At 36.4% G+C, this 26,895-nt stretch carries 24 protein-coding genes; 13 read left to right on the plus strand and 11 right to left on the minus strand.

The features are described from left to right. Positions 1-31: 31 nt before the first annotated feature. Positions 32-1,033 carry a pyruvate dehydrogenase (acetyl-transferring) E1 component subunit alpha gene (pdhA, locus tag U9K52_RS10625; RefSeq protein ID WP_263603029.1) on the minus strand — a complete coding sequence of 334 codons (1,002 nt, stop codon included), beginning with the start codon at positions 1,031-1,033 and terminating at the stop codon, positions 32-34. A 127-nt stretch (positions 1,034-1,160) separates the two neighbouring features. On the opposite strand from pdhA, the gene U9K52_RS10630 reads away from it, so the two are divergent. Continuing rightward, the gene (locus tag U9K52_RS10630) at positions 1,161-1,763 is read left to right on the plus strand and encodes a phosphatase PAP2 family protein (protein ID WP_248393556.1); all 603 of its coding nucleotides are present in this window, start codon (positions 1,161-1,163) and stop codon (positions 1,761-1,763) included. A 9-nt stretch (positions 1,764-1,772) separates the two neighbouring features. Continuing rightward, on the plus strand, positions 1,773-2,240 hold the full coding sequence (locus U9K52_RS10635) for a BlaI/MecI/CopY family transcriptional regulator (RefSeq protein WP_248393557.1): 468 nt from the start codon (positions 1,773-1,775) through the stop codon (positions 2,238-2,240). Between the two features lie 65 nt (positions 2,241-2,305). On the opposite strand, the gene U9K52_RS10640 is transcribed toward U9K52_RS10635, so the two are convergent. After that, positions 2,306-3,859, minus strand: coding sequence for a T9SS-dependent choice-of-anchor J family protein (locus tag U9K52_RS10640; protein ID WP_312176185.1), 1,554 nt, complete (start codon positions 3,857-3,859; stop codon positions 2,306-2,308). 162 nt (positions 3,860-4,021) lie between these two features. Then, the gene (locus U9K52_RS10645) at positions 4,022-4,426 is read right to left on the minus strand and encodes an RNA recognition motif domain-containing protein (RefSeq protein ID WP_072882544.1); all 405 of its coding nucleotides are present in this window, start codon (positions 4,424-4,426) and stop codon (positions 4,022-4,024) included. A gap of 388 nt (positions 4,427-4,814) precedes the next feature. Here U9K52_RS10645 and U9K52_RS10650 point away from each other — a divergent pair, with 388 nt between their 5' ends. The 9 genes from U9K52_RS10650 (at position 4,815) to pdeM (ending at position 14,918) form a co-directional block, all read left to right on the plus strand. Next, positions 4,815-5,216 carry an acyl-CoA thioesterase gene (locus tag U9K52_RS10650; protein WP_248393559.1) on the plus strand — a complete coding sequence of 134 codons (402 nt, stop codon included), beginning with the start codon at positions 4,815-4,817 and terminating at the stop codon, positions 5,214-5,216. After that, positions 5,213-5,773 (plus strand): helix-turn-helix domain-containing protein, encoded by a 561-nt coding sequence (locus U9K52_RS10655; protein WP_263603026.1) that lies wholly within the window; start codon positions 5,213-5,215, stop codon positions 5,771-5,773. Before U9K52_RS10650 ends, U9K52_RS10655 begins: the two co-directional genes overlap by 4 nt. A gap of 220 nt (positions 5,774-5,993) precedes the next feature. After that, a complete protein-coding gene (locus U9K52_RS10660; RefSeq protein ID WP_322926424.1) occupies positions 5,994-8,834 on the plus strand; it encodes a heavy metal translocating P-type ATPase in 2,841 nt (946 codons plus the stop codon). Positions 8,835-8,899: 65 nt separating this feature from the next. Further along, the gene (locus U9K52_RS10665) at positions 8,900-9,637 is read left to right on the plus strand and encodes a DUF72 domain-containing protein (RefSeq protein WP_263603024.1); all 738 of its coding nucleotides are present in this window, start codon (positions 8,900-8,902) and stop codon (positions 9,635-9,637) included. Between the two features lie 129 nt (positions 9,638-9,766). Further along, positions 9,767-10,630 (plus strand): polysaccharide deacetylase family protein, encoded by an 864-nt coding sequence (locus tag U9K52_RS10670; protein ID WP_248393563.1) that lies wholly within the window; start codon positions 9,767-9,769, stop codon positions 10,628-10,630. A gap of 245 nt (positions 10,631-10,875) precedes the next feature. After that, the gene (locus U9K52_RS10675; protein ID WP_263603023.1) at positions 10,876-11,535 is read left to right on the plus strand and encodes a YggS family pyridoxal phosphate-dependent enzyme; all 660 of its coding nucleotides are present in this window, start codon (positions 10,876-10,878) and stop codon (positions 11,533-11,535) included. Between the two features lie 56 nt (positions 11,536-11,591). Then, positions 11,592-12,776, plus strand: a complete 1,185-nt coding sequence (locus tag U9K52_RS10680; RefSeq protein ID WP_248393565.1) for a sigma-54-dependent transcriptional regulator — start codon at positions 11,592-11,594, stop codon at positions 12,774-12,776. A gap of 93 nt (positions 12,777-12,869) precedes the next feature. Beyond that, the gene (locus tag U9K52_RS10685; protein WP_322926428.1) at positions 12,870-14,252 is read left to right on the plus strand and encodes an MATE family efflux transporter; all 1,383 of its coding nucleotides are present in this window, start codon (positions 12,870-12,872) and stop codon (positions 14,250-14,252) included. 21 nt (positions 14,253-14,273) lie between these two features. Beyond that, positions 14,274-14,918 carry a ligase-associated DNA damage response endonuclease PdeM gene (gene pdeM / locus U9K52_RS10690; RefSeq protein ID WP_248393567.1) on the plus strand — a complete coding sequence of 215 codons (645 nt, stop codon included), beginning with the start codon at positions 14,274-14,276 and terminating at the stop codon, positions 14,916-14,918. Between the two features lie 2 nt (positions 14,919-14,920). Here pdeM and U9K52_RS10695 read toward each other — a convergent pair whose 3' ends face one another. From U9K52_RS10695 to U9K52_RS10710, 4 genes are read right to left on the minus strand one after another with little or no spacing between them, the layout of a single operon-like run. Continuing rightward, positions 14,921-15,442: a GNAT family N-acetyltransferase gene (locus U9K52_RS10695; RefSeq protein WP_322926430.1), complete on the minus strand. Its 522-nt coding sequence runs from the start codon at positions 15,440-15,442 to the stop codon at positions 14,921-14,923. 1 nt (position 15,443) lies between these two features. Continuing rightward, the gene (locus U9K52_RS10700) at positions 15,444-16,028 is read right to left on the minus strand and encodes a hypothetical protein (RefSeq protein ID WP_322926432.1); all 585 of its coding nucleotides are present in this window, start codon (positions 16,026-16,028) and stop codon (positions 15,444-15,446) included. 25 nt (positions 16,029-16,053) lie between these two features. Beyond that, positions 16,054-16,752 (minus strand): DsbA family oxidoreductase, encoded by a 699-nt coding sequence (locus U9K52_RS10705; protein ID WP_322926434.1) that lies wholly within the window; start codon positions 16,750-16,752, stop codon positions 16,054-16,056. A 22-nt stretch (positions 16,753-16,774) separates the two neighbouring features. Then, positions 16,775-17,959, minus strand: a complete 1,185-nt coding sequence (locus tag U9K52_RS10710) for an MFS transporter (RefSeq protein WP_322926436.1) — start codon at positions 17,957-17,959, stop codon at positions 16,775-16,777. A 144-nt stretch (positions 17,960-18,103) separates the two neighbouring features. On the opposite strand from U9K52_RS10710, the gene U9K52_RS10715 reads away from it, so the two are divergent. Further along, positions 18,104-18,841 carry an MBL fold metallo-hydrolase gene (locus U9K52_RS10715; protein WP_322926438.1) on the plus strand — a complete coding sequence of 246 codons (738 nt, stop codon included), beginning with the start codon at positions 18,104-18,106 and terminating at the stop codon, positions 18,839-18,841. 8 nt (positions 18,842-18,849) lie between these two features. Here the strand turns inward: U9K52_RS10715 and U9K52_RS10720 are convergent, their stop codons facing one another. From U9K52_RS10720 to U9K52_RS10735, 4 genes are all read right to left on the minus strand, one after another. Continuing rightward, positions 18,850-19,191, minus strand: a complete 342-nt coding sequence (locus tag U9K52_RS10720) for a helix-turn-helix transcriptional regulator (protein WP_072882520.1) — start codon at positions 19,189-19,191, stop codon at positions 18,850-18,852. 756 nt (positions 19,192-19,947) lie between these two features. After that, on the minus strand, positions 19,948-20,481 hold the full coding sequence (locus tag U9K52_RS10725; RefSeq protein ID WP_263603017.1) for a DUF1697 domain-containing protein: 534 nt from the start codon (positions 20,479-20,481) through the stop codon (positions 19,948-19,950). A 38-nt stretch (positions 20,482-20,519) separates the two neighbouring features. Beyond that, positions 20,520-22,007, minus strand: a complete 1,488-nt coding sequence (locus tag U9K52_RS10730) for a hypothetical protein (RefSeq protein ID WP_322926440.1) — start codon at positions 22,005-22,007, stop codon at positions 20,520-20,522. An 88-nt stretch (positions 22,008-22,095) separates the two neighbouring features. Continuing rightward, positions 22,096-25,581, minus strand: a complete 3,486-nt coding sequence (locus U9K52_RS10735; RefSeq protein WP_322926442.1) for a DUF2723 domain-containing protein — start codon at positions 25,579-25,581, stop codon at positions 22,096-22,098. Positions 25,582-25,803: 222 nt separating this feature from the next. On the opposite strand from U9K52_RS10735, the gene U9K52_RS10740 reads away from it, so the two are divergent. Continuing rightward, on the plus strand, positions 25,804-26,841 hold the full coding sequence (locus U9K52_RS10740; protein WP_263603014.1) for a PLP-dependent cysteine synthase family protein: 1,038 nt from the start codon (positions 25,804-25,806) through the stop codon (positions 26,839-26,841). The last annotated feature ends 54 nt before the right edge of the window (positions 26,842-26,895 follow it).

The following is a 26,895-nucleotide window of genomic DNA, read 5'->3' on the forward strand; positions in this document are numbered from 1 at the left end:
TTTTCAAACTTTCAAATTGACTTATTATCTTTTAGTTTTCTAATTTGTCTAAGAACGGGTAATCTTGTTGAGCGTATACATACTCATAGATTTTTTCTGCATCCGGATATGGTGAGTTTTCCATAAATTCGATACACTCTTCCACGAAATCTCTTGATTTGTTATCCATTGCTTCCAATTCTTCTTCGGTAGCCCAGTTGTTTGCCAGGATTCTTTGTTTGATCAGTTCAATAGGATCATCATTTTTGTGAATCGCAACTTCTTCTTTAGATCTGTATGGTTCCGCATCAGACATAGAGTGACCTCTGTAACGGTATGTTCTTGCTTCGATAAAAGTAGGGCCATCTCCTCTTCTTGCTCTCTCGATTGCTTCATAAGCAGCTTCAGCCACTTTTTCAGGATCCATTGCATCTACTGCAAGACAAGGCATTTCGTAACCCAACCCTAATTTATAAATATCCTCGTGGTTGGCGGTTCTTTTTACAGAAGTTCCCATTGCATACTGGTTGTTTTCCACAACAAAAACTACCGGAAGTTTCCAGTTCATCGCCATGTTAAACGTTTCATGTAATGAACCCTGTCTTGCCGCTCCGTCTCCAAAGAAGCAGATATTTACCGCTTTTCTGTCAAAATACTGATCTGCAAAAGCGATCCCGGCACCTAAAGGAATCTGCCCACCTACAATACCGTGGCCTCCGTAAAACCTGTGCTCTTTGCTGAAGATGTGCATAGATCCACCCATACCTCCTGACGTACCTGTAGCTTTACCGCAAAGTTCGGCCATAATTCTTTTAGGATCTACTCCCATCGCCATCGGATGGATGTGGCATCTGTAAGCAGTGATCATACTGTCTTTGGTTAAATCCATTGCATGGGTAAATCCTGCGGGAATAGCTTCCTGACCGTTATACAAATGTAAAAAACCTCTGATTTTTTGCTTTAGATAAAGAGAACGGCATTTGTCTTCAAACCTTCTCCACATTGTCATATCTTCATACCACTTCAGGTATACCTCTTTAGAAAATTCTTTCATGTGTTGAGCTCTTGCTTATTTATTATGAAATAGTTGAGCAAAATTATAAAAAAAACTTTGTTTTTATTGTATACCTGCCCATTGTTTTTTTGCTTATAATATTATATTTACATTGTCAAACTTAATTATGGAAGAAAAACAGCCTTCATTTATTCATAAAATCTCAAGAATTATATCAGACTTTTTTAATCCCCTGGTATCTTTAATTATTTTTTTTATTTACATGAGCATTAAAAATTATGCTTTAAACGATTCCCTCCTCTATTTTCTTCCGATTGTATTAATGATCATTCTCCCTGTAATTATCTGGCTGGTATGGAATGTGAAAACCGGAAGATATACCAATATGGATGTTTCTAACCGAAATCAGCGCAAAAGTTTATATTTTTTCATTGCTGCCTGTGTAATCTCTTATCTTGCTTTTAATTATTTTAAAAACGGATATATTGATTTTGTCATGCTTTTCATTCTGATTCTGCTTATTGCCATGCAGATCAGTAACTATTATATTAAAAGTTCCATGCACACTGCTTTCAACGTTTTTGTTGCAGCGTTGTTTTTCGCTATTGATACAGGTGCCGGACTGATATGGCTGGGTATAGCAGCGCTGGTAGGTGTTACGCGGGTTATTTTGAAAAGGCATACACCGAGGGAAGTATTCATGGGCGCCGGAATTGCCATTGTGGTATCTTTTATTTATCTTTATTGCAACATTCAGTTTCAACATTAAGAATTTCATATGAAAATAAATCATCTTACATCTGCTGAGGAAAACTTAATGAGACTTTTGTGGAAGCTCGGGTCTTTTTATCTGAAAGATATTATGGAACAGCATCCGGAACCGAAACCACATCAGAATACAGTTTCAACTTATCTAAAAATACTGACGGAAAAAGGATATCTTTCAACAGAAAAAGAAGGAAGAATATTCAGGTACCAGACAATTGTACCGGCTGAAGAATACAGAAAATTCTTACTTATCCAGCTTTCCGATAATTTTTTCAGCAGTTCCGGAAAAGAAATAGTAAGCTTTATGGTTCAAGAGCAGTTGATTTCAGCAGATGATCTGAAAGATTTTAATATTGATATTGATCCCGTATTGAAAAAAGAACCTGCGTTTGAATATGCCAATGAAATTCTCAATCCTAAAAAAGATAAAAAGAAAAGCAAGGATAAAAAGAAGAAAAAAAAGAAAGAAAAGGAATAAAACTTTCAACATAAAAAAAGGCTGCCTCAACCCTGAGACAGCCTTATTAATTCCATGTATATTTTCTAGTCTTTAACTATTTTGAAAGACTGATCTTTTCCTTCGGATTTCACCCTTAATAAATAAACACCTTTTTTCAGGTCTGAAACATTTACCTTTCTGGCATCTTTGTCAATGGTTCTGATAAGCTGTCCTGTAAGTGAGAATATTTCAATACTGTTAAGCTTTTTATCAGAATTGATGTTCAACACATCTTTTACAGGATTAGGATAGATTTTAACATCCTCCGTATTTCTTGTTACATCATTTACAGCCAGTGAAGATCCATCTACAACAGAAACATTATCTACATCTATACCTCTTGCCCAGTTTGAAGTTCCCTCAAAAGCAATGGTATAATTTGCAGACTTATTCGGAAGCGGTATCGTTACATCAAGCCATGCTGCATTTTCCGTTGTGTATGAGCTTCCTATCTGTGTCCAGGCATCGGAAGGATTTGCTTTATAGTAAATTCTCAGTTCATCCACATCGCCAAACCAGTTTACATTCGCAAGACTGAATCTTAATTGAGGCGTTGCAAGTGCGGAAATATTTAAAACAGGCATTAATAACTTCGCTTTATTTCCCGCGGTTGTCGTTCTGAATTCTGCCATTCTCGGAGCAGATTTAGGCGTTATTGAACTGTTTCCGTTTGCTGTTACGTAACTCCATGTCGCAGTTCCCCCTCCTGAAACGGCTTCATTCGCCCAGCATGAAGGGATCGTTGCTGTATCAAAGTTTTGCGTATAAGGGAATGATGAAACCGGAGTACAGGTTGTTGTAAAAGATTTTACAGCAGTCCACGCACTGAAACCGTTTGCTCCGCAGTTGGATCGTACATAAAACTGATATCCTGTTGAAGGTGTAAGACTAGGAATAGTAGCAGAAGTAGTTGACGAAGTAATGACCGTACCTGTGCCCTGAGTAAATCCTGTAGGACCATATTCAATCTGATACGTAGCACCTGAGGTAGGAGATGCAGTCCAGCTTACATTTGCTGAATTTGATAATACTGAGTTTACTGTAACACCTGAAGGAGAATCACACGCCGGAATAGCTCCCACGGAAATGTCGTCCAGATCAAAAAAGAACATATCGGTTGTAGCAGAGTGAAAACCTATATAAATAGTCTGTCCTACATATGCGGAAAGATTATAGGTATACCTGTAAAAATTAGCCCCGCTTGCAGGTGCTACAGAAGCAGCTAACGTATTTGTAAAAGCGGCCGCTGTAGGCGTTGTGGTTGAAATTCTTACACTGATTGTTTCAGGATACTGAGGATCACGGCTCCTGGCATAAAAAGAAAGGAAGTCACTCACACCGGCAGTTACCGTAATAGCAGGAGTAACCAAATAATCATCGTGAGCTGAAGAACCATAACCTATCGAGGCTGTATTTGTACCACTGTAAGCGGTAATATTTCCTCCAGTATAGTCTACAATAGACCATGTATTGGTATCTCCGCCGTTTAGGACTGTCCAACCTGCCGGAATTGTTGTTCCAGCATCAAAATTCTGGGTGAATTGCGCATTGGCAATAAATGGCATTGCGAATAATGCCAAAAGTAATTTTCTTCTCATAATCATTAATTTAATTATGTTAACTTACAAATATTCTGTGAGTTAACCAAATAAAATCATGAAAAAATATGAGAAAGACAATATCCTTACATTTTTGATAATATAATTACAATATCATAACGACATAAAAAAAGCGGCTCTTTTCAGAGCCGCTTATATTTTTTACCAACGTTTTCCACCGCCGTTACCGCCACGGTCTCCACCGCCGTAACCGCCACCGCTTCTGTTGTTACCTCCGTAACCTCCACTTCTGTTACCACCTCCGTAACTTCCGCCGCCTCTGTTACCTCCGCCTGCGTTGTTACTGAAAGTTCTTCTTGGCTTTTCCTCTCTTGGTTTTGCCTCTGAAACATTAAGTGTTTTTCCGTTGAATTCTTTCTGATTAAGAGCCTCAACAGCCTGCTGACCTTCAGCGTCTTCCATTTCGATGAAACCGAAACCTCTTGAACGGCCAGTTTCTTTGTCTGTAATGATTTTTACTGAAGAAACTTCTCCAAATTCTGAGAATAGATCTTGCAACTCGTAGTCTTTCGTTGCGTAGTTGATGTTTGAAACAAAAATGTTCATCTGAGTTAAAAAATTAAAAATGTTAAAAATGATTTGGTTTATAAAAGAAAAACAACATAAAGAATGAACAAATATTGATTCCAGATATAAGACAGGTGCAATATACAACTTATAATTTCATATCAAAAGCTTTTTTTAAAAAAAATTAATAAAATTTTCAATCAAAATATACCTTTGTTAAAAAGTATTAATTCATCATCAAATATTTATGAATATTTATTAAAATATTAATTTTTGATAAGACTCTAAGCTAAATTTGTAATAAAATTTTTCTTCATAACTGAAGTTCATTGAGAAAATAAATAATTTTCTTTCAGATGTTAAATGTAAATCAGTTGGATTTTGCCTGTTTTAAACACTAAATTTGCCTAGGGAAAAATCAACAATTATGAATTATCATACCAGAAAATGGGTAAAACCCGAAGATCTCAATCCTAACCAGTCTTTATTCGGTGGAAGATTATTGCAGTGGATTGATGAAGAAGCAGCATTATACGCAGTAATTCAGCTTGAAAATAAAAAAGTAGTTACCAAATTTATCTCAGAAATTAATTTTGTAAGTTCTGCCAAACAGGGAGACATTATTGAAATCGGAATTGAAGTTTCTGGATTCGGATCAACTTCTCTTACCCTGAAGTGTGATGTAAGGAATAAAATGACCCATCAGACCATTATTACCGTGGATAAAATTGTTATGGTAAATCTTGATGAAAACGGAAATCCTGCGCCACACGGCAAAACTAAAGTAGAATTTGTAAAAGACAGGCTGAGCAAGCAGATCCCGGAATGAAGATCTATATAAAAAATATGGTGTGTGAAAGATGCATCACTGCGGTTTCGGGTATTTTTAACGAAATAAATATCGACGTTAAAAGTATAAGTCTCGGTGAAGTGGAGACTTCACCTGATGTTCCTGAAGAAAAACTTTTGCAGTTGGAAAAATTACTGGAAAAAACAGGTTTTGAAAGGATTAAAGATTCTTCCCGCCAGATTATTGAAAAAATTAAAAACCTCATCATTATAAAAATCAGCGAACTAGATATTGATGAGGATTTTCTCCTCTCTGATTTTCTGAGCAATACATTTAATAAAGAGTACAGCACACTCTCCAAGACTTTTTCTCAAAACGAAAATATTACCCTGGAGCAGTTTTTTATCCTTCAAAAAATTGAAAAAGTAAAAGAACTCCTTCTTTACAATGAGTTTACCTTAACAGAAATTGCAGGAAAACTTGGCTATAAAAGCGTTCAGCATCTATCGTCTCAGTTCCGGAACAGCACCGGTTTTACACCCACAGAATTTAAAAAACTGAAAGTCCACAACCGGAAACCGCTGGATCAGATTTAAACAAGTTTGAGCGTTTTTAGAGTTTTAGTTTTATAGTATTTACTTTTGCTGACAGTGAAATATTTAATCAAAACTTATATAACATTACAATATTACAACTCCTACTCTATAATTCTCCAACCCTACACTCAAAGTCAGACAAAATTCTGTAAACATTATCCTTAAATCTATAACAGCCTTCCGGTACAATTTTGGAAATTTGTATGATAAATAAAGAATCATGCAATATCAATATACAGTTTTAGGAATGACCTGTTCCGGGTGTCAGAAAAAGATTTCTGAAAAACTCAATAGTCTGGAAGATATAAAAGCCGATGTTAATCTTGAAAACAGCACGGTAACCATTACTTCAGATAAGAAAGCAGATCTGAATTTTTTAAATGACGCCCTTAAAGAAGCCGGAAATTACCGTTTGGAAATCCCCTCTAAACAAAATAATGTTTTTGTAAATCCTCAGGATCGTGTTTCCCCTTCATCCGTATATTATTGCCCAATGGAATGTGAAGGCGAAAAAGTGTACTTCCAGCAGGGAAAAAGATGTCCTGTCTGCAATATGTACCTCGTTCCTGTTGAAGATAAATTAGCAAAAGATCCCAATTACAAACCAGCATATTCTTCTTCAAATCTTCCGGAAAATTTCAAAGATCATATTGGTGAATATTATTGTCCCATGTTTTGCGAAGGCGATAAAATTTATCCTGAACAAGGAGACTGCCCTGTCTGCAATATGCATCTGGAAGAAATTACTGAAGAGTTGGTTAAAAATTCAGGAACCCAAAATCATCATCATTCACACCAATATGATCATCATCACGAGCCGCCAAAAGTAACCGATGCTATGGCGGGAAAATATTACTGTCCCATGTTTTGTGAAGGCGATAAAGTCTACGACTCAAATGTAGGCTGCCCTGTCTGCGGAATGGATCTCGTAAAATATCCTGAAAAAAAGACGGCAAAATACACTTGTCCCATGCACCCGGAAATTATCCGTGATGAACCCGGAGACTGCCCGATTTGCGGAATGGACCTGGTGAGGATGCCGGAAAAAGAAGACGATAGTGAAGATGAAACCTACAAAATTTTAAAGAAAAAATTTATTATTTCACTGGTGTTTACGCTTCCTGTTTTCATTCTCTCTATGGGAGGAATGTTTATTAACTTTCCGTTTTCTCATGAGGTTCAGGGAATCATTGAATTGATTCTAACGCTTCCCGTGCTCTTTTATTCGGGGTGGTTCTTAATGAAAAGAGGCTGGGTTTCATTTAAAACATGGAACCTAAATATGTTCAGTCTGATCGCTCTTGGTGTTGCGGCAGCTTTTATTTTCAGTATTATAGCATTGCTCTTCCCTGATATTATTCCTCACCAAATCCGCGGAGAGCATCATGAAACGCCTTTATATTTTGAAGCGGTATGTGTAATTTTAACGCTGGTCATTTTAGGTCAGTTAATGGAAGCGGCAGCTCACAGGAAAACAGGAAATGCCATCCGGGAATTAATGAACCTTTCTCCCGACGAAGCCAATGTTATCATCAACGGGGAAGAAAAAAAAATACTGCTTTCACAGGTTAAAATCGGTGACTTTCTTAAAGTGAAACCAGGCGAGAAAATACCTGTTGACGGAAAAATTACGGAAGGAAGTTCCAATGTTGATGAAAGCATGATCACCGGCGAGCCGCTTCCTGTGGAGAAAAAAATTAATGATAAAGTTTCATCAGGAACCATTAACGGAAATCAGGTTTTCATTATGGAAGCTGAAAAAGTAGGCGAAGATACATTGCTGTCACATATCATAAAGATGGTTAACGAAGCCAGCAGAAGCAAAGCTCCTATCCAGAAGCTTACCGATAAGGTTTCAAAAATATTTGTTCCGGCAGTTATTTTGGCAGCTGTTCTCACATTTATCCTTTGGCAGCTTTTCGGCCCTGAAGAAAAGAGAAGTCTTTTTGCGTTTGTGAATGCTGTCGCCGTTTTAATTGTTGCCTGTCCCTGTGCTTTGGGCCTTGCCACACCGATGTCTCTGATGGTAGGAATTGGTAAAGGTGCCAGAAACGGAATTTTAATAAAAAATGCCGAAGCGCTTGAACAAATGAATAAAGTAAATGTTTTAATTACCGACAAAACAGGAACCTTAACCGAAGGAAAGCCTTCTGCAGAACATATCGAGACGATGAACACCGACAGAAATTTAATCCTGAAATTAGCTTATTCTTTAAATCAAAATTCGGAACATCCTTTGTCCAGTGCCGTTATAAAAAAGGCAAAAGAAGAAAATATCAAAGCAGAAAAGACTGAAAAATTTGAAAATATCTCCGGTAAAGGAGTGAAAGGAATAATTGACGGAAAAACAGTGTATGTAGGAAATGAGAGTCTTCTTTCTGCTCATCGTATTTCCATTCCTGAAAAGCTGAAACAAAAAGCGGCAGAAGTGCAATCGAAGGCCCATACCGTTTCTTATGTTGCAGAAAACGAAAGCGTATTGGGATTCATAAGTTTTACCGATAAAATAAAGGAAAATGCTAAAAGATCAATCCAGCAACTGGTAAATGAAGGAATTGAAGTGATTATGCTGACCGGAGATAATGAACACACAGCAAAAGCCGTTGCTGATGAACTCGGAATCAAACATTTTAAAGCCAATTGCCATCCTGAAGATAAACTCAATGAAGTAAAAAAACTACAACAGCAGGGAAAAATTGTTGCCATGACCGGCGATGGGATCAACGACTCTCCTGCCCTTGCCCAGGCCAATATCGGGATTGCAATGGGAACAGGAACCGACGTTGCCATGGAAAGCGCCGAAATCACTTTATTGAAGGGTGATATCTCGGGAGTGGCAAAATCAAGGATTCTCAGTGAAAAACTTCTGAAAAATATTAAAGAAAATCTGTTTTTTGCCTTTATCTATAATGTCTTGGGAGTTCCGGTTGCGGCAGGATTATTGTATCCGTTTTTCGGAATATTATTGTCACCAATGATCGCAGCGGCAGCTATGAGTGTAAGTTCACTTTCTGTCATTTTAAATTCGTTGCGATTAAATTCGGTCGATCTGAATAAATAATTTAATCTTCCGGAGATTTCACGGATTTGCCAGATACTTGGGAAAATCTTAATTAAAAATCACCTATGGAAAATATGAAAAAAGAAAATCTATACATCGGCTGTTCGGGTTTTTACAATAATGACTGGAAGGGATCGCTGTATCCGGAAGATGCCAGAAGTAAAGACTTTCTTACCTTATATTCTCAGAAATTCAACTGTGTTGAAATCAATTCCACCTTTTACAGAAAGCCGACTGCAAAAACATTGATCAAATGGACGGACGAAACTCCTGATGATTTCAGATTTTTCATTAAAATTCCGAAAACCATTTCTCATGAAAAAAGGATGAAAGAGTGCAAAGAGGAAATCATTGCTTTTTGTGAACATATTGAATCTCATCTGAAAGAAAAATTGTCCGGTTTCCTGTATCAGTTTCCGCCATCTTTCAAAAACACTCCGGAAAATTTAGATACAATTCTTCAAAATGTTGATTTCAATTATTTAAATGTTATTGAATTCCGCCATGATTCATGGTGGAATGAAGAGGTTTTTAACATACTTAAAGAAAATAATATTGTCGTGTCAGGTGTAAGTTTTCCCGGAAATCTGCCGGAAGATGTCATCATTAATCATCCTGCTATTCTTTATTACAGGCTTCATGGTAAACCTGTGCTCTACAAGTCCGGGTACAGTGAAGAATTCCTTGAAGATTTAGCGAAAAAAATTAACACAGCTCAACATCAGACCTTTATATTTTTCAATAATACCTGGGGAACTTCAGCTGTCAAAAACGGACTATATTTAAAAAGTATTCTGGAATAAAAAAACACTTCATAAATAATTTATTAAAATAAAATTAAAAAGCAAAATAAGCCTATAAAAAGGTATAATTTTTGTTAATAATTATTTGGATTTTTAACAAATTTTAACAACTCAATTCCATTTAATTTTATGACAAAAACTTTTGCGGAAAAGTCTCTAAAAAAGACTTTTCTTGGGATGTTTGCATTGATGAGTGCAACTTCAGTTCTGTGTAACAGCTGTAATCAGAAAAAAGACAAGAAAGAATCAGAAAAAATGATTCAGAAAGACCATCCCGTCGCAAAAGCTGTCCCCAAAATTGATGAAATTGTTCCGCCCGACAAAAGAGTAATCTACCTCACATTCGATGACGGGCCCAACCGTGGAACGGAAAACCTTCTTAGAATTCTACACAAAAGAAATGTCTGCGCCACTGCTTTTCTCGTAGGAAAACATGTTTACGGCAGCAAAAAACAAGAGCAGGACCTTCAGCTTCTTAGAAAAGATAAGCTAATAGAACTTGCCAATCACAGTTTTACGCATGCTCATAACAAATACACTGATTTTTATAAAAATCCGGTAGCGGTTGTTCATGATTTTGATACGGCTAAAGACAGCCTGAAACTCTACGATAAAATTGCAAGAACACCCGGAAGAAACATCTGGAGACTGAACAATATTACCGTTACCGACCTGAAAAGCTCCGCAGAAGCCGCAAACAGTCTGAAAAAAGCGGGTTATAAAGTCATCGGATGGGACCTTGAATGGAAACCAACCAATAAAATGGCTTTAAAAGGAAATCATGAAGCCATGATGAAAAAAGTAGACAGTATCTTTTTTAACGATCTTGAAAAAACTTCCAGGCACCTGGTTTTTCTTACCCATGATCAGTATTTAACAGATGCAGATTCTATTAACGAGCTTGATCTTTTTATTGAGAAACTTCAGAAAAGTAACCGTTTTGTTTTCAGAAAAATCTCGGAATATCCGGGAATTAATGAAATACTGAACTGAAATATTTCTTTAAACTTTATTTGATTTTTAATTACCACAAAAGACCCAAAAGATTAAAAATATATTTAAAGTTGTTTATTAGTAAGATATAATAAGATCTCATAAGTTTTTAAAAATCTTTAATTTTTATTTTTGTGATCTTTATTTATCTAAATAATTTCAAACTAATCTTTTGTGTCTTTTGCGGTTAAATTAAAATTGACAATCTGATTACATTTTAATTTAAAATTCAGAAATTTGCAGGTATGAGTATTCAGGAAAATTATAACACTGTAAAAAGCAGGCTTCCTCAGCATGTAGAATTGGTGGCAGTTTCAAAAACCCATCCCGTTTCTGCGATTCAGGAAGTTTATGATCTTGGGCAACGGATTTTCGGGGAAAACAAAGTACAGGAGCTGAGTGAAAAATATCCTCTTCTTCCAAAAGATATCCAATGGCATCTGATAGGACATCTCCAAACCAATAAAGTAAAATTTATTGCTGAATTTATTGATACCATCCAGAGTGTGGACTCGGAAAAACTGATCCGGGAAATCAATAAAGAAGCGGCAAAACATAACCGTACCATCAAAGTTTTACTTCAGGTAAAAATTGCTGAAGAAGAAACTAAGTTCGGCTTGGAAACAGAAGAAGCAAAAATTCTGTACCAGAAATACCTCAGCGGAGAGTTTCCAAATATTCTTATCACCGGTTTAATGGGAATGGCTACTTTTACTGAAGATGAAAACCAGATAAAAAAGGAATTTTTAAACCTTAAAAAGCTTTTTGATGAATTAAATCAACAACAGCCTTTAGAAACATTATCAATGGGAATGAGTGACGACTTCCCGATTGCCATTGAATGCGGAGCCAATTCGGTGCGTGTGGGATCGGCAATTTTCGGCAGAAGAGATTATTCAAATTAGTGTATTAGGTATAGTTTTTGCTAATAATTCAATCAAAAAAATCTAAATTTGCAACTATGCAAAAAATCCTTATTGTAGAAGACGAAAAAGCAATCTCCGGAGTACTCCAAAGTATTCTTTCCGATGAACTTACAGAATATGAATTTGTAATCGCTGAAGACGGCCTTGAAGGTTATAAACAGGTAGAAAAAGAAGATTTCGCACTGGTGATTTCAGATATTAAAATGCCTAAACTTTCCGGAACCGAACTTTTGAAACAGAGTTTAACCCTTAAGCCGGAATCCACTTTCATTATGATTTCAGGACACGCAGACATTGATTCTGCCGTTTCCTGCCTTAAAGACGGCGCATATGATTTCATCTCCAAACCTATTGATATCAACAGACTGATTACCAGTGTAAAAAATGCTTTAGCCAAAGAAAGCCTGAAGAAGGAAAACAAAAACCTTCAGACAGAAAACAAAACGCTTAAAAGAAAGGTAAGCAAAAAATATCAGATGATTGGTGAATCTGCAGGTTTAAAGAAGATTCAGGATATGATCGAGAAGGTAGCCGTATCTGATGCAAGGGTTTTAATTACGGGGCCAAACGGAGCCGGAAAAGAGCTTGTAGCTCACGCTATCCACAACCAGAGCGACAGAGCCAGAGGACCTATGGTAGAAGTAAACTGTGCCGCGATTCCTTCCGAATTGATAGAATCTGAGTTGTTCGGGCACGTGAAAGGATCTTTTACGGGAGCAATTAAAGATAAACAGGGAAAATTCGAGCAGGCCAACGGCGGAACTATTTTCCTGGATGAGATCGGTGATATGAGCCTTATTGCCCAGGCAAAAGTTTTAAGAGCATTACAGGAAAGCAAAGTATCTCCTGTAGGAAGTGATAAGGAAATAAAGGTTGATGTAAGAGTTCTTGCCGCTACCAATAAAAACATGCAGAAAGAAATTGAAGCCGGAAGATTCCGTGAGGACCTTTATCACAGACTTTCTGTTATTGAAATCTATGTACCGCCATTGGATGAAAGAAAAGAAGACATCAAATCTCTGGTTGAACATTTCGCCGGAATAATCTCTGATGAGCACGGAACTGCTCCTAAGAAATTTGATGATAAAGCTATCGAAGCTTTAAAAGCACTTTCCTGGACAGGAAATATCAGAGAGCTGAGAAACGTTGTGGAAAGGCTGATCATTTTAGGAGGAAACACTGTTTCTGCCGACGACGTTGCAAGTTTTGTAAGGAAATAATGTAAGTATTACTTCAAATAAATTATGAAAATTGCAGTATCAAATGTTACTGCAATTTTTTTTGATTAAAAACGATATGAACCTCAAACTATTATGAACTTTTTAAATAAAAACTATACAAAAGAATGCCTTACACTGGCCCTTCCGGTAATGCTTACACAGGTTGGACAGGTTTCGGTAAATCTTTTTGACAATATTATTGTGGGAAAACTGCTGGGAGCTGATGCACTTGCCTCTGTTTCATTGGGAAACGCTGTTTTTTTCTCCATGTTTGTGCTTGCTTTAGGATTTTCCTTCGCTATTCCGCCGCTTGTTTCGGAGGCTCATTCGAAGCATGACCATAAAACCATCAACTCGGTTTTCAGTCATGGCTTTATCATCAATATGACAGTCGGAATTATTTTAATGGGAGTTCTGCTTTTAGCAATGCCGTTGCTTTACCATTCGGGGCAGCCGGAAAAAATTATTCCGGATACGGTAGATTTCCTTACCATTATGGCAATCAGTATTGTGCCTTTTATGGCTTTTCAGACTCTTCGGGAAGTTTCGGAAGGGTTATCGTATACGATTGGTGTTACAAAAGCCACAATTATTGCGAATATTATCAATATTGTTTTAAATTATGTTTTCATTAAAGGTTTGTTCGGGCTTCCGCCAATGGGAGTAAAAGGTTCCGCATTAGCCAGTCTTATTGCCAGAATATTTATGGTGGTGTTCCTGTATTTCGTCCTTTTGAATCAGGAAAAAACCAGACGCTATATCAAAGATTTTTCTTTAAAAATTGAAGTGTTTTCTAAAAAAATGTTTGATAAAATGGTGAGATTAGGTTTGCCGACTGCCCTCCAGATGTTTTTTGAGGTAACGGCTTTTGCCGGTGCAGCTTTTATCTGCGGACTGATTTCAGCACATGATATCGCTTCCCACCAGATTGCTTTAAGCATGGCATCATTTACATTTAATTTATGTATCGGGTTCAGTGTTGCTTCTACAGTGATGATCGGCAGAAAACTGGGCGAACAAAACTTTACGGAATTAAGAAAAGTTGGAATTAACAACCTGAAGATCGCTTTTATTTTTATGGCCATCTGCGGAATTGTTTTTATCCTGGGGAGAAATATCCTGCCTACTTTTTTCACCAAAAAAGAAGAAGTTGAAGTAATTGCACTGGCTGCAAAATTAATGATCATTGCCGCCCTGTTCCAGCTTTCGGACGGAATTCAGGTTACTGCGTTAGGAACCCTCAGAGGAATGCAGGATGTAAAAGTTCCCTCCATCTATACTTTTATCGCCTACTGGATTATTACGATTCCGCTAGGATATTTTCTTTGCGTAACCTTAAAAATGGGAGCTTTCGGAATGTGGATTGCATTAGGTCTCGGACTTACAATTTCCGCTTTATTTCTGGTAAAAAGGTTTCTTAATCTGTCTGCGAAAAGAATTAAAAGTAATATGGAAAATGAATTGAAAGCACAATAATCAACAAGTATTCTGAAAAGAATGAACGTACAGACAAAAAAAATAAAGATCCGTCAGGAAACATTTATCCTTACCAATCAAAGGGCTTTATTCTGGGAAGAGCAGAAAGCCCTTATCCTTTCAGATCTGCACATCGGAAAAACAGCTCATTTCCGGAAAAACGGAATCGCATTAGCCAACCAGATTATGAAAAATGATCTCGAACGGCTTTCGATCCTTATTGAATATTTTAAGCCGGAAAAATTTATTGTCGTTGGAGATCTTCTGCACGCCGGTGATAATTCTGATGTAGATGAATTCTGCAGCTGGAGAAATCAGTACGGCGATCTTGAATTCCATCTTATTGAAGGAAACCACGACAGGATTTCCAAAAAACTGGAATCCAAATTATGCTTAAACTTTAAATCTGAATTAATGGAAATTGAAGATTTTATGCTGATTCATGATTTTGAAAAAAAGCATTCTAAGTTTCAGATTACCGGACACATTCATCCGGGATTTGTAATCAATTCCGTAGTTAAAAAAATAAAGCTTCCCTGCTTTGTTGTGACAGAAAACCAGCTTTTGTTACCTGCATTCAGTGAGTTTACCGGACTTGACACCAAAAATCTCCCTAAAAAAGGAAGATTTTATGTATTTACTGATGCCGAAATTTATGAGATCTAATCTTATTCCAGCACTTTTTTCATCATCAGGTCGGTCTGTTCATCATTTCCTAAGCGGAAAATATGTTTATCAAATTCTATAAAACCGTTTTTAGCATAAAAGTTTACCGCTTTTTTATTTTCTTCCCAAACACCCAGCCAGATGTACTTTTTATTCTGCTGTCGAGCAATTTCAAGAGCTTTATCAAACAGAAGCTGTCCTACTTTTTTACCTTGATGGGAACTTTTAACATAAATTCTTTCGATCTCAATAGCCGTCCCGTCCTGAAGCTCGGTCTGAGCCTTTCCTGAATTTACTTTCAGATATCCTACCGGACTTTCATCTTCCCACGCGATAAAAAATTGTGATTCCGGGGTATTAAGTTCTTTCAATATTTTTTCTGAAGCGAAACTTTCAGCCAGATATTTCTGCATTTCTGCCTCTGAGTTATGTTTTGAAAACGTTTCATAAAAAGTTTCCTTTCCAATCTGCTGAAGGGTTTGAAGATCTGCTGAAACAGCTTTTTTCAGAACTATTGATGTCATACTATTTTAAAAATAAAATTTTATTAAATGCTTCTGAAGCAAGATGTACCTGCACCGTCCAGTCGTCTGCAGCCTCATTTCCCGCATCATCGGAAATATATTTCAGGCAGAGGAATGGAATGTTTTCTTTCATGGCAATCAATGCTAACGGATAAGCTTCCATATCAACAACATTATAATCTGCTTCAGAATGATTCATTTCAAAGCTGTCTCCGCTGCCGCAAATTCCTTCAGGAAGGCCATTTCTTTTTAATCCATATTCGAGAACAGGCGGAATGCCGGACAATGGTGTTTCGTACAGGCTAAATCCAAGTCCTCTCACATCCATATCCCGCTGGATAAATTGTGTACAGCAAACGACTTCTCCTTTGTGGAAACTCTTGCTTCCGGCAGAACCGAGGTTTATAATTAACTTTGGCCTTCTCCGGTGAATTTCTTTCGTCAGCTCCATTGCAGCATTTACTTTTCCAATGCCAGTGATGAGTTTATTTTTATCATTAAAGACTTTTCCTGCTTCAGAATCTAAGGCAAACACGAAAAGAGTTTCGTCTAACGGAAAACTTTGATTTTCATTTACTGTAATCATAAAATGATTTTTATTTGAATATTATCTAAATACTGCATGCGTCTGTGCCACAGGAATTATCATCTCCCGAAAGATTTTTCAGCGGAGCTACGGTTTCGTCATAGGTCTGCTGAAGCGCACCGGCGAAAAAATCAACAGGCTGTGCTCCGGAAACGGCATATTTTCCATTCAGAATAAAAAAAGGAACTCCTGAAATTCCGTGATCTTTCGCTTCGGAAAAATCATGTTTTACCTCATTATCAAATTCTTCTGATGTTAAAACCTTTCGGGCTTCATCTGTATTTATTTCCAGAGAGCCGGCAATATCAACAAGTGTATTGATATCTCCCACATTTTTTCCTTCGATGAAATGAGCAATAAAAAGGGCTTCTTCCATCTCATTGGCTTTTTTATACTTCTTTGCTAAATGTAATAATTTGTGTGCAGAAAAGGTATTGGTAATGATCGCTTTGTCAAAATTAAAGCTGATTCCTGCCGTATTTCCCATCTGTGAAACCTGTTCTACCATCTGTTTTGCCTGAACTTCAGGTACTCCTTTTTTCTCTCTGAAATAGTCAAAGGTTGTTTTTATTTCCTGAGGATTCAGTGTTGGATCAAGCTGGAAGCTTTTCCATTCTACTTCTATTTCATCTTTGAAAGGCAGTTTTTCAAGTGCTTTTTCAAAATTATTTTTCCCGATATAGCAAAACGGACACATGACGTCTGACCAGATTTCTACTTTCATCGTATTTATTTAGTTTAATTATTTATATTTTATTTATTTTTCTGCTGAAAAGGAGATGCGCCGTTAAAGCCAGAACGCCCATTGCTGTTCCTACAAAACAGACACCGCCCCACTGGTAATAGTGCCACGCAACGGAAGCAAGCCATGTTCCCAGAGAGCCGCCTATAAAATAAGACACCATATAAACGGTATTGAGCCTGTTTACAGCATTGGATTTTATTAAAAAGAAGTCTGTCTGATTCATAATATGGGCAGACTGAACACCAAGATCTACCAGAACAACACCCACAATAAGTCCCCAATAGGTTTCCCCGGCGAAATAAGTAAATGCCCAACTGATCAATACTACTGATAAAGCATAAATGATAATTCTGTTCAGATCGAATATTTTTTGCAGCTTTCCAACCCTTGCTGCAGCTAAAGCTCCGGCTGCTCCGGCCAGACCAAAACTCCCCACCACTGATGAACCGGCATTAAACGGTGGTTTTTCCATGTGGAAAACTAAAGTCGTAAACAGCGCGCACATGGAACCGAAAGCCATTGCGCCGCGGAATGAGGCGAGCCGTAAAACAGGCTGTGTTTTAGCCAGGTGAAATACCGATTTCATCAGATCGCCATAGGTTCCCTTAAAATTCGGGGGAAGTTCAGGAAGCAAGGTATATACAGCAATCCAAACAAAGATCATCATTCCTGATGCTATTCCGAACATGGTTCTCCAGCCCCAGATTTGTCCAACAACACCCCCGATGAAACGGGACAAAAGTATTCCCAGCAAGAGTCCGGACATAACCAATCCGATATTTGATGATTTTTGTTTATCCGTTGAAAGTTCTGCTGCGATAGGTATAAACAGCTGAGGAATTACAGAGGTTACTCCTATGAGCAGGCTGGCAATATACAGCATCCACAGTTCCTTTGCAAATGTCATCCAGACCAATGAAAAAAATACTAACAGCAAATCTATAAGAATAAGCTTTTTACGGAATAGTTTGTCTCCCAGCGGAACAATCAGTAAAAGCCCGGCCGCATATCCCAGCTGGGTAAGCACGGAAATTTTTCCTGCTGCAGATTCGGAAACCTGCAGATCTTCCGAAATCAATGAAAGTAAAGGTTGGTTATAATAGATATTTGCTACAACAAGCCCTGAAATGATGGTCATGAGCCATATTACAGTACGTGAGATCCCACCGGTAGAATTCAACTGCATAATATTGTTTAAGGATGTGCAGAGTTAACGACACAAAAATACTTATTTTATGATAAACAATACCTGAACTTTTATCGCTTTTAGCGATGATTCCAATTGATGAAAAAGGTTTCCGGAATCAGAATTTATAAAGAAATTTGCACCATGAAGATTATACCGCTGAAAGAAGGAAATTTTTCTACAAGTAAAAACAAAAATTTCACCCTCTTAACAGAAGAAAATATCCATACGGCAAAAGGAATTAAAATGTCTGTAACTCCTTATCTCATTACTACAGAAAAAGATGTTATTTTGCTGGATGCAGGAATCGGTTGGAAAAACGAATCAGGAAAGACCGTTATCTCCGAGCTTATGGAAGAGGAAAATATTGCACCGGAAAAGGTAACCAAAATATTGCTTTCACATCTGCATAAAGATCATATTGAAACTACTGTTACGCGTACAGGAGAAAATTTTAAAGCAACCTTTCCCAATGCTGAAATATTCATACAAAAACGGGAACTGGAATATGCCATGAACAACAGGGACAGCCACTCTTTTGATTTTGACACGCTGGAAAAACTGATCAGTCTGGACAATATTGTATGGATGGATGAAGATGGCGGATCTATTACGGATGAAATTTATTTTGAGGTTGCCGGCGGCCATACTCCTTTCATGCAGGTTTTCTGGATAAAAGATGGTGAAGAAACCGTTTTTTACGGAGCTGATGACCTTCCGCAAGAGTCCTACCTGAAATATCATTTGGCTTATAAAAGTGATTTTGATGGAAGAAAAGCGATGGAACTAAGATTGAAATGGCAAAAAGAAGCAATTGAAAATCATTGGAAGATTTTGTTGTATCATGATCTGGACAAAGCAATTCTGCAGTTTAAAAAATAAAAAATGGTTTAAAGTTCATTAAACCATTTATAAATATCAATATTAGATGCAATATTCAATTTTTTTCTTAGCCTGTTCTTCCTGTTTTGAATGGCTTTAGGAGTAACAAAAGTATAGGTTGCAATCTCCTTTGTTGTTAAATTGAGCTTTAAATAGATACAGAAAATAAGCTCAGAATTTTTTAAATTGGGCTGAATACCAGACAATTTCTTAAAAAAGTCCGGATCCACTAATCTGAATTTGCTCAACAGACGTGGAGAATTTTCTTTTGCTAATGCCAAAATTTCATCCTGCACAAAAATCTTTTGGTTTAAATCTTCTAAATTGAATTCAGTCTTTTCGTTTTTCATAATGTTTTCTCATCTCTACTAATTCCTGTTGTAAGCTTCAGCATTATTTTTTTTCATAAAAACCCTCCTAAGAGTTATTCCCCGTTTTTTAAAGTTTTTATTTTTATGCTTGATATTTTATCATTTTGAAAATTGGCCTGTCTTAGTAGTAATTACGTTTTTCCTGCTTTTTGCATTTAATTTTAAAATATTTTCACAAAAAATGCGATTATATTTTAGGTAAAGACAAAGAAAGAAAAAATGATTAAAATTTTCCTGAATTAAAATACCACATACATACCACGCCAGTTCCTTAAATGCTGCCTTTATCCTTTACATCAGGTCGTTTAAAATATTTCAATAATCTGAGAACAAAACTAAAGTATTCTGAAATTGTTTTTTATGATTGTAATCAATAGAGATAAAAAATGTGAATTATTTTTGTTATGATCTACATAAATCATTAATTTATAATAAGAAGCAGATGATATTCATAGTATTACTGCGTTATAGTAACAATTATATTATTTTGTCACGTTTTCTGGTATGAAACAATTATTTTCCAGAAAAGTGTACATCTTAAAAATAATTTGTACAACTTAAATACTTGTAAGAATTTTAGAATTTATTTTCCGAGAGAGAGAATATGTGAATTTTCAAATCAGTGAATAATCATTTACAAATTTGAATTTTTGATAATAAGCATGTAAAGAATTTCGACAGAATTTCAGTTCTTATTTGGCAGAACCGATTAGAAAAAGCTCAGTATTTTCAAAATCACATTTTGCTGAATGCTTTTAAAATCTTCTCAAAAGTATTGATGTTTCTACTCGTAAATTGATCTTTAAGACTTTTCTTACCTAAAATTTTACCGAATACAGAATCCAGAGTATTTCCTTTCGGTACCTGCCAGTAAAAAATATGATCAATGATTTTAGCTTCTTCCTGCGGAGTTTTCGCTGCAGATTCAAATTCCTTCATCAAAATATTTTCAATTCCCTCATTTCCGATAAAACTGTAGCAATGAAGGTTTTCATTTTTTGCAAAAGGATTTCCGTTCCAGAACTTTTCGGTTTCGGGTTGAGATTTTATAAATAAAAAAGCTTCATATGAAAAATGATCAGACATTGCTTTTTCAAGAATGTTTTTTAATTCTTCCGGTTTTTTTTCCGAGGTGAAAAGAATGTTCCCTGAAGCAAGTACCGAAATTACATTCTCTGCTCCTGCCTTTTTGAATACATCACCTACTTCGGCCATTTTCATATTGGTCCCTTTCACATTCACTCCCCGCAAAAATGCACAGTATTTCATTTTTTAATTTAAATTATGACGTTGAAAATCTTTCGAAATTAATCAATTCTTTCATATAAATTGTAATCTGACCCGGAAGGTTTTAAAATATAGATTTTCTGCAAAATAAAATGATTACTTCTCAAATGATCTTTCACACGGAATTCTTTGATCAGTTTATAATGAAGTTTTATATATTCTGCATTTTCAGATTTAAATAAATCATCATAAGAGAGCAGATATTTGGGCTTTCTGTCCTTTATTGTGTTGATCCAAAAGTTCTTTTTATCTTTTCTGATTTCATCCTGAACTTTTTTATCAACCAGCCCTACTTCGTCAATTGTTTTCAGTCCTGAAAAATAAGGAACATACCCTGCCGGTTCAAGAAAAATCCATTGATTTTTATCTTTTTCATAAGAATTTAAAAAAAGACCTATCGTACGTCTGTAGTTCCATTCACCATTTCCGGTAGCGATCGCATGGACTGTCTGAAAAGTCAGCATAGGAATGCTGTAGAATATTATTAATAATGTCAGCCAGAGGTTTCTTTTTAATTTCTGCTCGAGAACAAAAAGTAAAACAGGAACAAAAAGTAAAATCTGAGGCACCCAGTAATACCAGTCGAACATACTTTTCTGAGACAGGAAAATCAGCTGTTTTACCCATCCGAAAATGAAAATAATCCATAAGAAAAAGTTTCTCTTTTCTTTTTGCCTGATTAAATAAATAAAACAAAACCATTCAAAAACAAGCAATACAATAGTGAACGGATTGAAATTTCCCGGAAGCTTGAGCATTCCCCAGAAATTTCCGAAATTCTGTATAAAATGATCCAGGTTTTGATGGAATGTATAATATTTATCATAGGCCAGTTTTTTAGCGACAATCGTATTATTAACAATTTCTCCGAAATACAGCCAGTTAAAGGCCAATAAACCGGCCGCCCCTAAAATTCCGCCAAAAATATAAAGCCAGCGTATTTTTTTATTCCATAAAATATCAATGATAAAGACAACTCCCAGAAAAATTACGGTATCAATTCTGGTGAATATAATTAAGACCGGCAATACGATCTGAGCCCATTTTTTACTTTTACCAAAACCATAATACAAAAGCATCATTTCAAGAAAGAAGAGAATGCCGTATTCCATTCCGAGAATCGAAATTTTTATAGCCGGTGGCAAGATTCCTATTAAAAAAATAAATAGAGCTTTATTCCAGACATTTTTCAGCAACAGATGTGAGAGAAAAAGGCTGCCGATAGTAAAAAGTATCGAATTGAAAATAAGCAGCGGCTCAATAAAATTTTTCTTTCCGAAAATCAGGTTAAAAATATAAGAGACAAAAACATATAAATGCGTTGTGGAAGCTGAAATTTTATCATTCCCGTTGAATCCGATTACTCCGTAATCCAGGAGATTCTGAGCAACCCTCCAGGTAATGAATGCATCTTCCTGAATGTAGCGGGTTAATAAAAATAATAATTTTAAAAGTACTGTAACAAGTACCGCATAAACCGGGATTCTATGATTTTTTATTTCTTTCATTGTGTTTCTTTGTCAGGACAAATATACTCTTTTTAATTATTTGATTCCCAACATAAAAAAAACGGAACCGAAGTTCCGTTTTTATTTATTATTGTGTCGCTTTAATGATTGCGTTGGTAATCTGGCTTTCCTTTTCTTTCGAATAAGTGGAGTCAAAAGGTTCCATAATATCAAATAAATATTGGTAGAATGGTGTGATCTTCTGTACCTGCTCAGATTCATTCATTGCTTTTTCCTTGCCCATTTCTTTAAGATTTTCAACAAAAGTATTGAATTTCTTGTCGATTGGTTCAATGGATTTTACGAGATAATCATATGCTTTTTCTTTCTGTCCAATTCGAGTGTAAGCATCCGTAACCGCAGAAATGACTAATGAATATTCCATCGGCTTTGTTCTGATCTGCCTTCTCAGATAGTTCTGATCCGACTTGCTGAGACTCATATAGTAATCGTATTCTTCAAAAATACCTTTCTTCAGTACTTCTGCCAGCTTCAATCCTTTACTTTCCTGACCTGAAACGATATATCCGTAAACCAATGAGCTCAATGAACGAGGATCATTATATTTTTCTGCAGGAATCTCCCTTGATGCCAGATCAAGAAGTTCAACTGCTTTTCCTTTTTGTCCCATTGTAGCCAACGCCGCCGCTGCTCTGCTTGCAGAAGATCTGTAGCTGATGATATTGGAAGTAGCCGTCTCATCGAAATGTGTATTCAGGTCTTTAAAATTACCCCATCTGAAGTTTTTAACAACATTATATAAAGAATTCGCATCTACTCTTCCCAATTCACCGTCCGGTGTCTGAGGAGTATGGATAGGAATCAGCCTGTAGCTAAATCCGTCGAATTGAAGATATTCATCCAGATAGAAAACATTCTCACTGTCGTAGATTCCTCCCGAAGAGAAACTGATTGGCCTTTTCCAGTCGAAATTAGCCAAAATATCAAGCATAATCAGGTTGTTTTTATACAATGTATTAGCTTTGTACGTAATCATGATCTGATTTACTGTGTTCGGGAGATCAGCTGCATTGATAATCCCTGAATTTACCGCATTGGTTTTATTTACAGGAAGAATGAATTTATTAACCGGTAAAATATTGTATTTTTCATATTTTTCCTCTCCGAAATACATTTTCAGAAGCTCATTTTTCGCAGGAGATGAATGTTTAAGAAAATTCAGAGCTTCTTTCATCGTCATAGAATCCTGAACAAGATATTTTCTGAATTCCGCAAACTCTGTTTCAGGAGCTCCCTGTTCTTTAAGCATTGAGAAAACCCCTTCCCAATCTTGTTTTTTCATCATATAGATCTGGTCGTTGGTGCCGTCTCTGTAATCATCATGCGTTAAAACACCCGGAACAGCCGCCGCATTATATGTTCTTCTTTTGATCTGATCAATATTCCATGGAGTGGAAGCAAGGGTAAAGTTAACCACTTTTACGTCGTCTCTGAACTGCTCCGTCTCCTGGATCGCCCAAACCGGATATGTATCATTGTCACCATACACGAATAAAATATCATTCTTAGGCAAAGATTTCAATACAGAATATCCATAGTCATATGAGGTATACCGATTGTGCCTGTTATGTACATTATAATTCTGGAAGCCCATCATAAAAGGTACTCCCAAAAGAACCACTCCCGCAACGATATTGGCTGCGTTAGATTTAACTTTAGACTGCAGGAACCAGAGAATGGCCGCCGCACCCAAGCCAATCCAGATGGCAAAAACATAAAACGAACCCACCATTGCATAATCTCTTTCTCTTGGTTCAAATGGTTTTACACCGGTATAGAAAATGATTCCCACACTCATTAATACGAAAATTGAAAGCATGGCATAGAATCTCCCGAAGTCTTTATTCAATTGGAAAAAGAAGCCGATAAGTCCTAAAAGCAGTGGTAAAAAGAAAAATTCCACCGTACTTTCATTTTTGAATTTTGCAGGCATTTTGTCCTGATTTCCTACAATGGAATCATCAATAAAAGAAATTCCGGAAATCCAGTTTCCACGAGTGCTTTCCATATTTCCTTCAAGATCATTCTGACGTCCTACAAAATTCCACATCAGGTATCGTACAAAGTAATATCCGTTCTGGAAAGTAATAAAATAATCCAAATTCTGTCCTAAAGAAGGTCTCTGAACATTGATAAGATCGTACGGTCTTACTTTTAAATAATCGGAAGCAGTGATCGTTTTATCTTCATATTTTTTTCTGAGTTCATCAAAAATCTGCTTTGCTTCAGGGCTGTCTGCAACATCTTCGTTGCCATAATTAAAGCTAAAGTCTGGCGCGCCGTACATAGAAATGTAGTTGGCCATAACATCTTTATCTTCATTAAACATTCTCGGCATAAAACCGACATGCGCTTTATTGAATACATAGTTGAAGCGGTCTCCGGTCTTTCTGTACGTTCCGGTTTTCTCATCCTTTTCATAGATCTCACCGGTTTTTTGTGTCTTGAAGCTTCCGTCTTCATTTTTTTCAATTCCTTTAGCATCAAGATAAGCGGTATAGTTTTGACCGTAAATCGTTGGCCAGTCACCGTACTGTTCTCTATTGTAATAATCCAGCATCCCGATAGCGTTGTCCGGATCATTAAGGTTCATCGGCGGATTGGCATTTGCCCTGATAGGAATCACCATCCAGCATGAAAAACCAATCATCATAAATACTACAGATAAAGCGATGGTCTGAAATATATTTCTCTTCATCTTTCTGGTGTAGGAAATGAGGAAATAACAGATCGCAATCATAATGATAAACGCAGCAATTGTTCCTGAATGGAAAGGTAAACCTAATCCATTAACAAAGAAAATTTCAAGTTTTCCGAACATGGTCATGATGAACGGGAAAATTCCTTTAAAAACAATCGCCAGAATTAAAAGCGTTATACCGTTGGCCCAGATAAAATTTTTCCAGGTAAAAGTGTATTTTCTGGCGTAATAAATAAAACATACAGCAGGAATCGCAAGCATACACATCATGTGTACTCCTACAGAAAGTCCCAGAATAAAGAATATCAGAATAATCCATCGTTCATTATCCGGAAGCTGGTACTCATTTTCCCATTTGGTAATCAACCAGACTAACAGTGCAATAAACATAGAAGCCATGGAATATACTTCCCCTTCCACCGCGGAAAACCAGAAGGTATCTGAAAAGGTAAAACATAAAGCTCCTACAATTCCCGCAAAAAGAATGGAAATTTCCTGATGTTTGGTAATTTCGTCAAAATCCTTATTTAAAAGTCTTCTCACCAAATGAGTGATAGTCCAGAATAAAAACAGGATCGTAAACGCACTGAACAATGCGGACATCGCATTGATTACGATAGAATAATTTTCGCCATTTCCCAATGCAAACATGGCTGCCACAGCACCCACAATCTGAAATAATGCGGCTCCGGGAGCATGCGTTACTTCAAGTTTTACCGCCGAGGAAATATACTCGCCACAATCCCAAAAACTGAAATTCGGTTCTATAGTGGACAAGTATGTAATAAATGCAATGACGAAAACTACCCATCCTAGAACGGTGTTCCATCGCCTGAAAGTCCAATTTTTCATAGTATTAAATCAATTACGCGAAAATAAGGCTTTTCTATGATTTAAGGCGGTTTTTAACAAAATTTAAAGAATTTGGCTCGTTTTTTGAAAAGTTTATCTGTTGAATAGTAATATAAAATTTTTTTTATCTATTTTAGAGGTTAGAAATCAAAACAAAAGTTTAGAAATAAATTTATTTTTTTGTATTTTTGCCGACAGATTTTTATTGAAAAATAACAAATAATGAGTAATGTTTACGATAATATACTTGGCCTAATAGGAAATACTCCTATGGTGAAGATTAACACTGTGACGAAAGAAATTCCTGCAACTGTTTATGCCAAGTTAGAATCATATAATCCTGGACATTCCACAAAAGATCGAATCGCACTTCATATTATAGAAAACGCTGAGAAAAAAGGTTTATTAAGAGAAGATTCCGTAGTCGTAGAAACTACATCGGGAAATACAGGATTCTCAATCGCTATGGTTTGCATTATTAAAGGATATAAATGTATTCTTGCAGTAAGTGATAAAACTAAGCCTGAGAAAATTGCCTATCTGAAGGCATTGGGAGCTACCGTTTATATTTGTCCGGCCAACGTTCCTGCAGATGATCCGAGATCATATTATGAAGTTGCCAAAAGAATAGCTTCAGAAACACCCAATTCAGTATACATCAATCAATACTTCAACGAACTGAATATTGATGCACATTATCAGACTACCGGCCCTGAAATCTGGGAACAGACGCAAGGTAAAATTACTCACCTTTTTGCGTGCACGGGAACCGGCGGAACACTGTCCGGATCAGCAAAATTTTTAAAAGAGAAAAATCCAAACATCAAAATCATTGGTGTTGATGCAGACGGATCTATTTTAAAAAGCTATCATGAAACAGGAGAAATTCATAAAGAAGACGTACATCCTTACCAGATTGAAGGAATGGGAAAAAATTTAATTCCTTCTGCCCTTCTTTTCGATAAAGTAGATGAATTTGTAAGGGTAAACGACGAAATGTCTGCTTACAGAACCCGTGAGATCGCCCTGAAAGAAGCTATTATGGGAGGATATACTACAGGAGCGGTTACCCAGGCATTAATACAATATGCCCAGTCTCACGAATTTTCAGAAAATGATATGGTAGTTTTGATTTATCCTGATCACGGTTCCAGATATATTACCAAAGTATACAGTGATAAATGGATGGCAGAGCAGGGTTTTGTAAACAACTGTGTTCACAACTACGATGAAGTTTTTAAAACCGAATTTATTAAATAAGAATAAAAAAGTTATACAAATCAAGCCTTTTTGTAACCACAAAAGGCTTTTTTA

This window comes from Chryseobacterium sp. MHB01 (assembly GCF_034651565.1).
Lineage (GTDB): Bacteria > Bacteroidota > Bacteroidia > Flavobacteriales > Weeksellaceae > Chryseobacterium > Chryseobacterium nepalense.